Genomic DNA, 13725 nt, shown 5'->3' on the forward strand with positions numbered 1-13725 from the left:
AGTCGACTGACCACAATAATCAAGAACACTGTTCTCTTTTCTCTGGGCGTGCGACGATGGGTCCGATGACCACTGATGACGCCCCCGGCATCCGGGCCCGCAGACGCGCAGGCATCGAAGCCGATCTCCGCGATGTCGGCCGCAGACACCTCGCCCAGCACGGCGCCGCCGCGCTCTCGTTGCGCGCCGTCGCGCGGGACATGGGCCGGACGCCGTCGTCGCTGTACCGCTATGTCCGCGACCGTGACGACCTGCTGACCGTCCTGATCGTCGACGCATACGACGACCTCGGTGACACCCTGGACGCTGCCGTCGCCGACCGCTCCACTCCCCGGTCGCGATTCGAAGCGTTCGCGAATGCGTTGCGCGCGTGGGCTATCGCCCATCCGAGCGAGTACACGCTCCTCTACGGGTCACCGGTGCCCGGCTACCACGCGCCCCGGGAGACGACGGTCCGCGCCGGGACCCGGCCGATCCTGACGTTCGGCGCGATCGCCGCCGACGCAGAGGTTCCCGCCGTCGACGGCACACACGCGTCACGACAACGCGCCGCCGCTGCCGCGCTGTCGGCGACCGCAGCGTCCGACGAGGTTGCCGGTCTGCCCCTGACAGCGGACGCGCTCGCCCGCACTCTGGTGGTCTGGAATCTGCTCCTCGGCTCGATCACCTCGGAACTGTTCGAACAGATGGGGACGATCACCGATCGACCCGACGACGTGTGGGCAGGCGTGGTCGACCTCGGCGGCGGATTGCTGTTCGGGCGACAGGGGGTCAGCGCGAGAGGTAGGCCCGCAACGTCTGGGTGACGGTCGTGATCTGCTCGACGGGGACTCGTTCGTCGACGCGGTGCGCGAGACTCGGGTCGCCGGGCCCGAGGTTCACGGCGGGAATGCCCAGTGCCGCGAACCGTGAGACGTCGGTCCAGCCGTACTTGGCGCGGAACCTCCCGTGCGCCGCCTCGACGAGCGCCGCCGCAGCGGGATGCGCGAGGCCCGGCAGCGCGCCCGCGGCCGAATCGGTGATCTCGGCGGTCACCGCACCCGAGGCGAGGTCGTCGGCGAACACCTCGCGGACATGGGTGAACGCCTGCTCCGGACTGCGATCCGGGGCGAAGCGGAAGTTGACGTCGACATACACCTCATCGGGAATCACGTTGCCTGCGACGCCACCGTGCACGGCCACCGCCGACAGGCCTTCGCGGTACTCGCAGCCGTCGATGTCGACGCGTCGCGGCTCATACGCGGCGAGAGTCGTGAGGAGACCGCCGATCTTGTGAATCGCGTTGTCGCCCATCCATGCGCGCGCCGAATGAGCGCGCGTCCCGGTCGCCGTGAACCGGACGCGGAGCGTCCCCTGGCAGCCCGCTTCGATCAGGCCCGCGGTCGGTTCGCCGAGGATAGCGACGTCCCCGACCAGCCAGTCGGGCAGTTCCCGCTCGATGGTCCCGAGACCGTTGAATTCGGCCGCGATCTCCTCGCAGTCGTAGAAGATCAACGTGATGTCGTGCGCCGGATCGTCCAGTGTGGCGGCCAGATGCAGGAAGACGGCGTCGCCGGACTTCATGTCGACCGACCCGCAACCGTGCAGCACGTCGCCCTCGTCGTCGGTGACGGCGCGCCGCGACGGCACATTGTCGATGATCGGCACGGTGTCGAGGTGCCCGGCGAGGATCACCCGGGAGTCGAGTCCGCGATCGGTGCGCGCCAGGACACAGTTTCCGTGGCGGACCACCTCGAAACCGGCCGTCTGCTCGCGGAGCGCCCGTTCGACGGCGTCCGCGATCAACGTCTCGTCTCGACTCACGCTCGGGAGGTCGACGAGAGCCGCCGTCAGATCGATCGGGTCGGCGGACAGGTTCAGGCTCGGAGTGCTCACAGGCAACCATCGTAGGCGGGAACGGCCACGGTTAGACTTGCCGACGTGACTATTCAAGGTGCTGCTGCCATTGGAATCGCCACCGTGTGGGAGAACGACGGCCGGGCGGCCGTCCTCGACACGTGGTACCCGACCCCCGAACTCGACCCGGCCCCCGGCGTCACCGGATCCACCGAGCTGACCGGCGACGACATCCCAGCCGACCTGCGTCCGCTCGTCGGCGTCGACGAGGCCCGCAACGTCAAGACGATCGCCGTGAAGACCGTCATCGCCGACCTGTCGGTCGCACCGGTCGACGCCCACGACGTCTACCTTCGCCTGCACCTGCTGTCGCACTGCCTCGTCCAGCCGCACGGTCTCAGCCTCGAAGGTCAGTTCGCGCTCCTCGCGAACGTCGTCTGGACCAACTTCGGTCCGTGCGCCGTCGACGGTTTCGAGCAGACTCGTCTGCGTCTGCGCGCCCGCGGCCACGTGACGGTCACCTCCGTCGACAAGTTCCCGCGGATGGTCGACTACGTCGCCCCCGCAGGCGTTCGGATCGGCGACGCCGACCGCGTCCGTCTCGGCGCCCACCTGTCGCCGGGAACCACCGTGATGCACGAGGGATTCGTCAACTTCAACGCAGGCACTCTCGGCACATCGATGGTCGAAGGCCGCATCTCCGCAGGCGTCGTCGTCGGCGACGGCTCCGACATCGGCGGCGGCGCGTCCACCATGGGCACCCTCTCCGGCGGCGGCAAGGAGATCATCGCCATCGGCCAGCGCTGCCTACTCGGCGCGAACGCCGGCTGCGGAATACCACTCGGCGACGACTGCGTCATCGAAGCAGGCCTCTATCTCACCGCGGGCACCAAGGTGACCGGCCCGGACGGATCGGTCGTCAAGGCACGTGAGCTGGCGGGCCGCTCGAACCTCCTGTTCCGCCGCAACAGCACCACCGGGGCCGTCGAGGTCACCGCGAAAGAAGGCGACGGCATCGAACTCAACGAGGCGCTCCACGCCAACAACTGACGAACTGCCGGAAGAATCGACCCGCTCACCCGCCTCCGAGGGCACTATGCCCTCGGAGGGTCGTGAGCGGGTCGATCTTTACAGTTCAGCAGAGGTGTCTCACGTCACAGGATTGGTGGCGTCGCGACCGTTGACTGGACCACTGCCCCGGCTCAGACTCACATGGCATGAGCCTGCCTCGCACGAGCTACGCCGACCAGCCAGAGTGGCGCACAATCGCGGATTTCCTGCCGAATAAGTACCGACTCACCGACGAGACCGTCCCCGTCGAAGAATGGTGGGAGCACGACGGCCACCACATCCACCTCGACACCTATCGGAACCCCGACGCCGCGGTGAAGGTCATCGCGTTCCACGGAGTCGGTACCAACGGTCGCCAGATGTCGACGATTCTCGGCCGTCCGCTCGCCGAGCGAGGATTCGAGACCATCGCCATCGACATGCCGACCTTCGGCGTGACGCAGGTCGCGCCGGGCGCCGTCGTCACCTACGACGACTGGGTGCGCATCGGCTCCGATCTCGTCGACGCCGAACGTGCCGACGACGATCGCCCCATCGTCCTCTATGGTCTGTCGGCGGGCGGGATGGAGGCTTTCCACATCGCGTCCGTCAACCGACAGGTCGCCGGTGTCGTCGGCATGACATTCCTCGACCAGTCCTCGCGCGCCGTCCGTATCGGGACCGCGATCGAACCGGCGACCGGATTCGTCGGCGCGAGCGTGATGAAGGCGCTCGCCCAGACGCCCGCGCGGCGCGTCCGCGTGCCGATGAGGGCCGTGTCCAAGATGCGGGCGCTCGTCAACGATCGAGCCGCGAAGAAGGCGTGCTACGCCGACCGCACGTCGGCGGGCAACCTCGCGACGGTCGCGTTCCTCGACTCCTATCTCAACTACGAGGCCGACATCGCCCCCGACGAGTTCGACGTGTGCCCGATCCTCCTGACCCAGCCGGCGGCCGACCGGTGGTCGCCGCTGTCCATGTCGCAGCCATTCGTGGACCGGATCACCCGGGTACCGGTCGAGACGGTGATGCTGGAGAACGCCGGACACTATCCGCTGGAGCAGCCCGGGCTGGACCAACTGGTCGACGCCGTCGCCGACTTCGCCGGGAAGGTGACAGGCCGGTAACTGTGACAGGCCGGTATAACTAGGGTGCGAGGCGATCGACGGCCGCATCGACGCGTTCGTCGGTGGCAGTCAACGCCATCCGAACGTGCTTCGAACCCGCCGGACCGTAGAAATCGCCCGGCGCGACGAGGATGCCGCGCGACGCGAACCAGTCGAGCGTCGCACGGGAATCGTCGCCACGCGAGATCCACAGGTACAGACCCGCTTCCGAGCGGTCGACGGTGAATCCGGCGCCCTCGACGGCGGCTTTCAACTTGGCGCGACGCACCCGGTACCGCTCACGCTGCGCATCGACGTGGACGTCGTCGTTCAACGCCGCGATCGTCGCCCCCTGAATCGGGAACGGCACGATCATGCCTGCGTGTTTACGGACAGCGAGCAGTTCGGCGATCAGCGCGCGGTCACCAGCGAGGAACCCCGCGCGATACGAGGCGAGATTCGACACCTTCGACAGCGAATGAACCGCGATCAGACCGGTGTGGTCACCGCCGCACACACTCGGGTGCAGCACCGAGAGCGCCGAACCCTCCCACGTCAGACCCAGATAGCACTCATCCGACACAACGACGCTGCCGTGCGCACGCGCCCACTCGACAACGCTCCGCAGTTCCTCGGCAGACGCGACCGCACCGGTCGGATTCGACGGACTGTTCAGGAAGATCAGCGTCGGTACGCGGTCGCCGTAGTCGGCGATCCGATCGGCTCGACGCGGCGTCGCACCCGCCAGAAGTGCGCCGACCTCGTACGTCGGGTACGCGACCTCCGGGATCACGACGGTGTCGCCCGCAGGCACCCCGAGTTGCGCGGGCAGACCCGCGATCGCCTCCTTGGTGCCGATCACCGGCAGAATCGACGACTCGTCGAGACCGGTGACCCCGAATCGCCGATCCAGCGCGCCGACCGCCGCCTCACGCAGCGCGAGAGTCCCGACGGTCGCCGGATACCCCGGGAACTCCGACGACGCGGCGAGCGCATCACGGATCAACGAGTCGACAGGGTCCATCGGTGTGCCGACAGACATGTCGACGATCCCGCCGGCGTGCGACGCAGCCGTCGCCTTCGCCGCGGAGATCGTGTCCCACGGAAAGTCCGGGAGCCCGGCACTGATCGGTCGGAGACGGCTCACGGTCGAATCAGTCCTCTTCGCCCATCGGAGGCAGATTCTTGATGAACGGCGGGTCGTACGGCGTCTTCCCGACCTTGCTCGCGCCGCCCGGCGACCCCAACTCGTCGAAGAAGTCGACGTTCGCACTCACATACGGTTCCCACTCGTCGGGCACATCATCCTCGTAGAAGATGGCCTCGACCGGACAGACCGGCTCGCACGCACCGCAATCGACGCATTCGTCTGGCTGGATGTACAGCATCCGGCCGCCTTCGTAGATGCAGTCGACCGGACACTCTTCGACGCACGCACGGTCCAGGACATCAACACACGGCTCCGCGATGATGTAAGTCACGTCGCTTCTCCTTCTCGTTCTCCGCGACGACACGAGGGCTGATCGCATCGTCTACGCATGTCGGGGCGGCATCGCAGCCGCACCGATACAGACTATCGGGACGGAACTCCGCCGCCCGAATCAGCGCACCCTGACCTGGGCTGATTTTTGCTCACGTACCGAAATCGCCAGGAAATCAGCCGAGCCCTACGCTCAGCATGGGAGCCGGAGCCGGACGATAATCGGTCAACCGCTGGCGCGGCGTCCGCCCGATCCCGTCGACGATGTCGTGCAACTCCTCGACAGTCTTCTCCGAACCGTGCTGACTGCCCGCCATCCGCGAAATGGTCTCCTCCATCAAGGTGCCGCCGAGATCGTTCGCGCCGCCGCGAAGCATCGCCCGAGTGCCGTCGACGCCGAGCTTGACCCAACTCGTCTGGATGTTGTCGATGCGGCCATGCAGCATGATGCGGGACAACGCGTGCGCGGCGCGATTGTCCCGCTGTGTCGGTCCGGGCCGCGAAGCCCCGGCCAGATACAGCGGCGACGACTGGTGCACGAACGGCAACAGGACGAACTCGGTGAATCCGCCAGTGCGGTCCTGGATCCCGCGCAGCACATTCAAGTGGCCGACCCAGTGCCGCGGCGAATCCACGTGCCCGTACATCATCGTCGAACTCGACGGCAGCCCCACCTCGTGCGCCGTCGTGACCACATCGATCCACGCCGACGTCGGCAACTTGCCCTTCGTGAGAATCCACCGGACCTCGTCGTCGAGGATCTCCGCGGCCGTGCCGGGGATGGAGTCGAGTCCGGCCTCGCGCAACGCCGTCAGCCAGTCACGGACCGATTCGCCACCGCGCGACGCGCCGTTGACGACCTCCATCGGGCTGAACGCATGCACGTGCATCGACGGCACCCGCTCCTTGATGGCGCGCACCAGGTCCGCGTAACCGGTCACCGGCAGTTCGGGATCGATACCGCCCTGCATACAGATCTCGGTCGCACCCGCGACGTGCGCCTCCCACGCCCGGTCGCCGACCTCCGTGGTCGACAGCGTGAACGCGTCGTCGTCACCCTTACGCTGCGCGAACGCACAGAACCGGCAGCCCGTGTAACAGATGTTCGTGAAGTTGATGTTCCGATTCACCACATAGGTGACGTCGTCGCCGACCACATCCCGACGAATCGAATCAGCCAGCGCCGCAAGGGCATCCAAACCCGGCCCGTCGGCAGTCGCGAGCGCGAGGTACTCGTCGTCCGAAAGCCCAGCCGGATCGTTCTCGGCATGCCGCAGCGCCGCAGCGAGATCAGCCTGTAAACGCTCGGGCCCGCTCGCTTCGCTCCCGGCGCCCAGCCCCACGGGCCCGCTCGCTTCGCTCCCGGCGCCCAGCGCAAGCACCTGCTCCCGGATCGTGTCCCAATCGCCGAACGCGTTGTCGATGTCACTGCGCGTGTCGGTGTTGCGACCGTCCGTGTCGATCTCCGTGTTCAAGTCCACTCGGCCGCTCGACGCCCACTCCTCGTCGGGCTCCTGCCACGGCATCCCCTCGGGACTCGCGTCGACGGCGAGACCCGTGACCGGATCGGTGACGGCGGCGACATGCCGCGCGATGCGCGGGTCGATCCACGGCGACCCCGCGAGCACATACCGGGGCTGCGCCGCCGACCGCTCGGTCAGCGTGTACCCGGTCGACGCGGTGATCTCCGCGAGCGAATCCAAGTTGGGCCACGGACGTTCCGGATTCACATGGTCCGGAGTCAACGGCGAGACGCCACCCCAATCGTCGACGCCCGCCGCGATCAATGCTCGACACTCGTCGGCCGACACCAGATTCGGCGGGGCCTGAATCCGCATACGCGGCCCCATCACCAGCCGTGCCACGGCCACCGCAGCCAAGAACTCCGACATCTCCGCATCGGGCGACGCCCCCATCGCCGTATCGGGCTTCGCACGGAAATTCTGCACGATCACTTCTTGGATATGGCCGAACGCCTTGTGCGCCTTACGGATCATGAAGATCGATTCGGCGCGCTCGGTCAACGTCTCGCCGATGCCGACGAGGATGCCCGTCGTGAACGGCACCGACAACCGGCCGGCGTCGGTCAAGACGCGTTCGCGGACCACAGGATCCTTGTCGGGGCTGCCGTAATGGCATTCCCCCTTGTCGGTGAACAGCCGGCGGGCACTCGTCTCCAACATCATGCCCATGCTCGGAGCCACCGGCTTGAGTCGGTTGATCTCCTCCCAACTCATGACGCCGGGGTTCAGATGCGGGAGCAGACCGGTCTCCTCCAAGACCCGGATCGACGCGGCGCGAACATAGTCGAGCGTCGAGTCGTAGCCGCGCTCGTCCAGCCACTGCGCGGCCTCCGGCCACCGCTCCTCCGGACGGTCGCCCAGAGTGAACAGCGCTTCCTTGCACCCGAGTGCGGCACCGTCCCGCGCGATCGCGACGACCTCGTCGAGTTCCAGGAACATGCCGCGGCCCGCACGCTTGAGCTTGCCCGGCACCGTCACGAACGTGCAGTAATGGCACCGGTCGCGGCACAGGTGCGTCAACGGAATGAAGACCTTGCGCGAATACGTCACCTGTTTGGCTCGCCCCTCCGCTTCGAGGCCCGCGTCACGGACCCGCGACGCAGCGTCGAAGAGAGCAGTCAGATCGTCGCCGCGTGCGGCCAATAAGACTGCCGCCTCATCGACGTTGAGCGCGGTCGCATCGGACGCTCGGCGCAGCGCGCGCCGCATCGCCGAGGGCGAAGGAGCCGAGACTCCGGTTGCCGATTCAGAAGACGTCACCTGTTCGATGGTAGACACGACTTCGCGAGCGTGGTTTTCGGGCGGGGTCTCGGTGGGCCGAACGCCTCGGCCGGCCCGGCGCCTACAGGTTGTTCAGCCGGGACATGTAGGTCGTGGCGGCCGGGACGCCGAGCCCGCAGAGGAGCAGGAGCAGCACGCGCCAGTCGCCGATGAGCGCACCGTTGCTGTTGATCCCCGGGACCGCAGCGACGAGGACGACAGCCGTCCACACGATGAGCGGTGCGTACCGCCACGACGACTCGGTGATCGCCGACGTGAGTCGCAGAAGCAGCGTCGTGCCGATCGCGGCGACGACCACGGTGAACGGGACCGGCACCACGCCGATCCGGACGTTCAGGAAGAACACCGTCAGAATCGCGAGGACGAATCCGCACACAGTGAGGACGCCGAGTTCGACCCGGTCGCCGACGCTCATCGCAGTCCCTCGAACAGGTCGGCCTCGACGCCGTCGACGCGCGGCCCCGCATCCGTGCGGATGAAGTGTTCGACCGGCGACACCGGTTGCGCGATGAGGTTCGACAGCGCGTACTCAGTCCGCGTCGGCGCCACGATCACCTGAGTGGCATGGGCGGCGAGCGCCGCGACCTTATGGTCGAGTACCGCGGAGACGTCCACTGAGGCCGTGATCGCCTCGTCCGGGTAGCTCGGCAGCTCGCCGGGCTCCGGCAACCGCCAGCCGTCCGGCAGTTCGCCGATCGACGCGAGGCCCGCGTCGAGCGTCGAACGTCGGGTCACCGACTCGTACACCTTGCGCGGGAATCCGGTCTGCGCCGCCGACTCGGCGAGCGCCGCCACCGAGACCTCGTGAACTCTCTTGTGGTCGGGATGGCCGTAGGTGCCCGCCTCGTCGTAGGTGACCACGACATGTGGCTCGAACGCATCGAGCTCGGCGCGCAACGCGGCCACGAGATCGGCCTGCGACGCCTGGAACAGAGCACGCGGGTGTTCGGCCGACGGCGTCCCGGCCATCCCCGAATCGCGCCACCTGCCCGCTCCTCCGAGGAATCGCGGCTCCGGAGGCGTCGCCCCGTCCGGCGTCACCGCTGCGAGCGCGGCCGTGAGCTCGCCGATCCGGTACCCGCCCAATTGGTCGGCTCCGCCGTCCGCGACGAGCTGGGCCCACCGGTCGCCGATCACCTCGCCTTCCTCACCGAGGGTGAACGTGACGACGCGGACGTCGACGCCTTCGGCGAGGTAGCGGGCGATGACTCCCCCGGTCATGATCGATTCGTCGTCCGGGTGCGCATGCAGGAGGAGCAGGCGCAGGCGCCCGCCGCCGGTCACCGGAGACCCCAGCGGACGGCGTCGCCGAACACACCCACCTGCGGCGCGCCGTCGAGGGACACACCGACGATCTTGTCGGTGGCGGCACCGAACACCGAATCCTGGTAGATGGGCAGATAGACGGCCTGATCGGCCAGGACCGTCTCCGCCTGAGTCAAATAGGGTGCCGGATCGTCCGAGCCCATCGCTTCGGTGGCCAGGGACATCAGTTCCGGATCACACAGCCCCGAGATGTTCCCGGTGTACGAGCTGTGACTGCCTCCCGCCGGAGCCCGACTCGTCGACGAGGCGCTCGGCTTCGTCGGCAGAACGCTTTCGTCTGCGTCACCGTCGCCCTCGGCCTCCTCGGTGTGCTCGCCTGCCTCGGTGCCGGCCGTCGGCGGTTCACAGCCCACTTGGGAGGCCAGTGACGTCGCCGGGTCGCCGCCCATCCCGGTCCAGCCGACCACCAGGTCGACCCGGGCGTTGAGCAACGCCGCTCCGTACAGTTCGGTGTTCGACATTCCCTGCACCACCGCCCGGACACCGGAGGCCCGTAGCTGGTCGGCGATGGTCTCGGCCGACGACATGATCTGTTCGTCCGAGTTGACCGCGCCTATCCGCACCACGAGATCGTCGCCGTCCTTGCTGATCGGGGCGACCCCGGACGGCAGACCCGGGACGTCGCTCGGCGCAGGCGTCGACGTCGACGGTGGGGTCGTCGACTCACCGGACGGCACCGGGGCGGGAGCCGGTTCCGGCGCGGGGACACCGGGACGGTAACCGACCGACGCCAACAGTTCCAGCACCTCGCGCGGCGACTGACGGGCGCGATCGACCGCGCGGTAACCGTGGTTGGACGGGGCGTACACAGTGTTCGCGAACGGCGTCACCACGGTGTCGCCTGCCGCCGCGGCTCGGATGAGTCCACCGTCGAGCATCCCGAGGATCGCTCGGCGCAACGGCAGCGAGGTCATCGTCTGCGACCGCGTGTTGATGTTGACGGTCAGGCCGCGGGTCATCGGACGACGGATCGTCGTGACTCCGGGGATGGCCCCGACTTCGGCTGCCGACGCCGGGCCCGCGGTCAACGACACCATCGTCGAGTCGCCGTTGCGGATTGTCTGCGCCATCTGCGGCGCGGTACCCGCGCGACGCAAGACGACCTGGTCGATCTCGGGCGGCTTGCGCCAATAGCGGTCGTTACGGATCAACCGCACCTCGTCGCGCGACCGATCGATCGAATAGATCGCGAAAGGTCCGGCTGTCACCGGTTTCCCGTTGTCCAGCCCGGTCTGGAAGCCGGCCTGCTCGGACCGGAGGCTGTGGCTGGGTAGCAGCGATGTGAAGAGTTCACGCCACGCCGTGTACGGCTGAGCGAAGGTCACGGTGACGACCTTGCCGCCGCTGCCGGTCTCCACATTCTTGACCGCTCGGTAGCCTGCGGCCCCGACGACGTTCGGCTGCCGTGACATCTGCTGCCACAGGTAGGCGAAATCGTCGCCGGTCACCGGTAGCCCGTCCGACCACTGCGCGTCGTCGACGATCTTGTAGGTCACCTCGAACGGGTCGGTCGACGTGACCTCCGCCGACGTGAGCAGAGCGTCGTTGCGCTGCCACTGGACGCCGTCGTCGGTCTGTACCGGCAGGAACGCACTCGGCAGGGTGAGCGCGGCGACCGCCGTCGTCACCGAGCCGAGGTCCGATCCGATGTGCGGATTGAACCCCGACCCGATGGAGTCGGTCGCCACGTACACGGTGCGTTCGTCCGGGTACTCGTTCGGCGTCGTCGTCGGGAGCGTCTCCCGGACCGGCGGCGGAGGATCGGCCATGCACGCGGTCGATCCGAATCCGACAACGCCGACCACGGCCAGCGCGGCGACGCGTCGCAGACCTGCAGAACGCCGGAAACCGTCTGCAGAACGCAGCACCGAACCTCCCGTGCCGGTCATCCACGCACCTTTCCGATCACAAACCCTGCCCGGTTTACGAGTTCTGGTCGCGTGCCTTGGCGCGTGAGCGCTCACGCGCACGAGTCGAGGCATCCAGGTGCAGCTTACGCACGCGCACCACCTCGGGCGTCACCTCGACGCACTCGTCGGCGGCACAGAACTCCATCGCGGCTTCGAGGTCGAGGACCATCGGCTTGGCGAGTGTCTCCATGACGTCGGCCGACGACTGACGCATGTTCGTGAGCTTCTTCTCGCGGGTGACGTTGATGTCAAGGTCTTCCATCCGCGGGTTGATGCCGACAACCTGGCCCTCGTAGGTGTCGTCGCCCGGGTCGACGAAGAACGTTCCGCGGTCGGCGAGCTGGATCATCGCGAACGGGGTGACGCTGCCTGCACGGTCGGAGACGAGCGACCCGGTGTGGCGGGCGCGGATCTCGCCTGCCCACGGGCCGTACTCGGCGAACACGGCGTTGGCGATGCCGGTGCCGCGCGTCTCGGTCATGAAGTCGGTACGGAAACCGATGAGGCCGCGTGAGGGCACCTCGAACTCCATGCGCACCCAGCCACTGCCGTGGTTGTTCATCTGGTCCATGCGGCCCTTGCGGGCGGCCAGCAGCTGAGTGACGGCGCCCAGGTACTCCTCGGGAACGTCGATCGTCAGATGCTCGAACGGCTCGTACGTCTTACCGTCGACCTTGCGGGTGACGACCTGCGGCTTGCCGACGGTCAGTTCGAAGCCTTCGCGACGCATCTGCTCGACGAGAATGGCGAGCGCGAGCTCACCGCGAGCCTGCACCTCCCACGCGTCGGGGCGGCCGATGTCCAGCACGCGGAGGGACACGTTGCCGATGAGCTCGCTATCGAGACGGTCCTTGACCATGCGCGCGGTGAGCTTGTGCCCCTTCACGCGGCCGGCGAGCGGCGCGGTGTTGGTGCCGACGATCGCCGAGATGGCGGGTTCGTCGACCGAGATGCGCGGGAGCGGAATCGGATTCTCCGGGTCGGCGAGGGTGTCGCCGATCATGATCTCCGACATGCCCGCGACGGCGACGATGTCACCGGCGACGGCGACGTCGGCGGGCGCGCGGTCCACACCGAGGGTCACCAGGAGTTCGGTGATCTTGGCCTTCTCGATGACCGGTTCGCCGTCGACGTCGCGGCACCACGACACCTGCTGCCCCTTGCGGAGGGTGCCGTTGTGGATGCGGACCAGGCCGAGACGGCCGAGGAACGGCGACGCGTCGAGGTTGGTGACGTGTGCCTGCAGCGGCGCGTCGACGTCACCCTTCGGCGCGGGAACGCTGTTGATCAGCACATCGAAGAGCGGATCGAGGTTCTCACCCGCGGGCACGTCGCCGTTGGCGGGCTGCACGGTGCTGGCGATACCCGCGCGACCGGACGCGAACAGCACCGGAAGCTCCAGTGCGAGTTCGGCGGCTTCGGCGGCCTCGTCTTCGAGGTCGGACGCCAAGTCGAGCAGGAGGTCCTGCGACTCGGTGACGATGTCGCCGATGCGTGCGTCGGGCCGGTCGGTCTTGTTGACGACCAGGATCACCGGCAGCGACGCGGCGAGTGCCTTGCGGAGCACGAAGCGGGTCTGCGGAAGCGGCCCCTCCGACGCGTCCACGAGGAGAACGACACCGTCGACCATCGACAGTGCACGCTCCACCTCACCGCCGAAGTCGGCGTGACCGGGGGTGTCGATGACGTTGATGACGTACTCGGAGCCGTCGGGCTGACGGCGGTGCACGGCGGTGTTCTTCGCGAGAATGGTGATGCCCTTCTCGCGTTCGAGGTCACCGGAGTCCATGACGCGGTCGACGAGTTCGGCTCGTTCACCGAACACACCGGACTGACGCAGCATCGCGTCGACCAAGGTGGTCTTGCCGTGGTCGACGTGCGCCACGATCGCGACGTTGCGGAAGTTGGGGACTGCGCTCACTAAGGTCTCTTTCATCGGGCCCGGACTTTTAACCCTGTAAGGGTAGCGGCACGGTCCCGTCGGAAGCGATTTCACCGTTAGGTCGATGTGGTTAGGCTGAGCTAAACTCGACGCATGGGGAAGAAGGATCCCGCCCGAGTCGCGAGTATGAAGCCGAAGAAGAAGTGCTGCCGCAAATCGACGCGGTGTCTGCGCTGCCCGGTCGTCATCCACCGCATGAGCAAGATCGACTGCGACTCGATGTCGAAGAAGAAGGCCACCAAGGCACTGAAGAAGGCGCGTGCGGCCTGAG

Annotated in this window: 12 protein-coding genes; 4 read left to right on the top strand and 8 right to left on the bottom strand. The window is 67.4% G+C overall.

The annotated features are described in order from the left end of the window. Window positions 1-65 precede the first annotated feature (65 nt). Window positions 66-806 carry a TetR/AcrR family transcriptional regulator gene (locus L5G33_RS16595; protein ID WP_236999272.1) on the top strand — a complete coding sequence of 247 codons (741 nt, stop codon included), beginning with the start codon at window positions 66-68 and terminating at the stop codon, window positions 804-806. On the opposite strand, the gene dapE is transcribed toward L5G33_RS16595, so the two are convergent. Beyond that, window positions 772-1875 carry a succinyl-diaminopimelate desuccinylase gene (dapE, locus tag L5G33_RS16600; protein WP_236999273.1) on the bottom strand — a complete coding sequence of 368 codons (1104 nt, stop codon included), beginning with the start codon at window positions 1873-1875 and terminating at the stop codon, window positions 772-774. The two genes, L5G33_RS16595 and dapE, sit on opposite strands and share 35 nt — an antisense overlap. 45 nt (window positions 1876-1920) lie before the next feature. Between dapE and dapD the strand changes: the two genes are divergently transcribed. Both dapD and L5G33_RS16610 read left to right on the top strand, forming a co-directional pair. Next, a complete protein-coding gene (gene dapD / locus L5G33_RS16605; RefSeq protein WP_236999274.1) occupies window positions 1921-2886 on the top strand; it encodes a 2,3,4,5-tetrahydropyridine-2,6-dicarboxylate N-succinyltransferase in 966 nt (321 codons plus the stop codon). 173 nt (window positions 2887-3059) lie between these two features. Continuing rightward, window positions 3060-4013, top strand: a complete 954-nt coding sequence (locus L5G33_RS16610; protein ID WP_236999390.1) for an alpha/beta hydrolase — start codon at window positions 3060-3062, stop codon at window positions 4011-4013. A gap of 19 nt (window positions 4014-4032) precedes the next feature. Here L5G33_RS16610 and dapC read toward each other — a convergent pair whose 3' ends face one another. From dapC to typA, 7 genes are all read right to left on the bottom strand, one after another. Continuing rightward, window positions 4033-5139 (bottom strand): succinyldiaminopimelate transaminase, encoded by a 1107-nt coding sequence (dapC, locus tag L5G33_RS16615; protein ID WP_236999275.1) that lies wholly within the window; start codon window positions 5137-5139, stop codon window positions 4033-4035. A 7-nt stretch (window positions 5140-5146) separates the two neighbouring features. After that, window positions 5147-5473 (bottom strand): ferredoxin, encoded by a 327-nt coding sequence (fdxA, locus tag L5G33_RS16620; RefSeq protein ID WP_236999276.1) that lies wholly within the window; start codon window positions 5471-5473, stop codon window positions 5147-5149. A 175-nt stretch (window positions 5474-5648) separates the two neighbouring features. Further along, the gene (locus tag L5G33_RS16625; protein ID WP_236999391.1) at window positions 5649-8204 is read right to left on the bottom strand and encodes a bifunctional FO biosynthesis protein CofGH; all 2556 of its coding nucleotides are present in this window, start codon (window positions 8202-8204) and stop codon (window positions 5649-5651) included. Window positions 8205-8337: 133 nt separating this feature from the next. Next, window positions 8338-8691, bottom strand: coding sequence for a hypothetical protein (locus L5G33_RS16630; protein ID WP_236999277.1), 354 nt, complete (start codon window positions 8689-8691; stop codon window positions 8338-8340). Continuing rightward, the gene (gene mshB / locus L5G33_RS16635) at window positions 8688-9560 is read right to left on the bottom strand and encodes an N-acetyl-1-D-myo-inositol-2-amino-2-deoxy-alpha-D-glucopyranoside deacetylase (RefSeq protein ID WP_308191593.1); all 873 of its coding nucleotides are present in this window, start codon (window positions 9558-9560) and stop codon (window positions 8688-8690) included. Before mshB ends, L5G33_RS16630 begins: the two co-directional genes overlap by 4 nt. Beyond that, window positions 9557-11491 (bottom strand): ABC transporter family substrate-binding protein, encoded by a 1935-nt coding sequence (locus tag L5G33_RS16640; protein WP_236999278.1) that lies wholly within the window; start codon window positions 11489-11491, stop codon window positions 9557-9559. Before L5G33_RS16640 ends, mshB begins: the two co-directional genes overlap by 4 nt. Before the next feature lie 34 nt (window positions 11492-11525). Then, window positions 11526-13433, bottom strand: a complete 1908-nt coding sequence (gene typA / locus L5G33_RS16645) for a translational GTPase TypA (RefSeq protein WP_236999279.1) — start codon at window positions 13431-13433, stop codon at window positions 11526-11528. Between the two features lie 114 nt (window positions 13434-13547). On the opposite strand from typA, the gene L5G33_RS16650 reads away from it, so the two are divergent. Continuing rightward, on the top strand, window positions 13548-13724 hold the full coding sequence (locus tag L5G33_RS16650) for a hypothetical protein (protein ID WP_236999280.1): 177 nt from the start codon (window positions 13548-13550) through the stop codon (window positions 13722-13724). The last annotated feature ends 1 nt before the right edge of the window (window position 13725 follow it).

It is taken from the genome of Gordonia liuliyuniae (genome assembly GCF_021738805.1).
GTDB classification, from domain to species: Bacteria; Actinomycetota; Actinomycetes; order Mycobacteriales; family Mycobacteriaceae; genus Gordonia; species Gordonia liuliyuniae.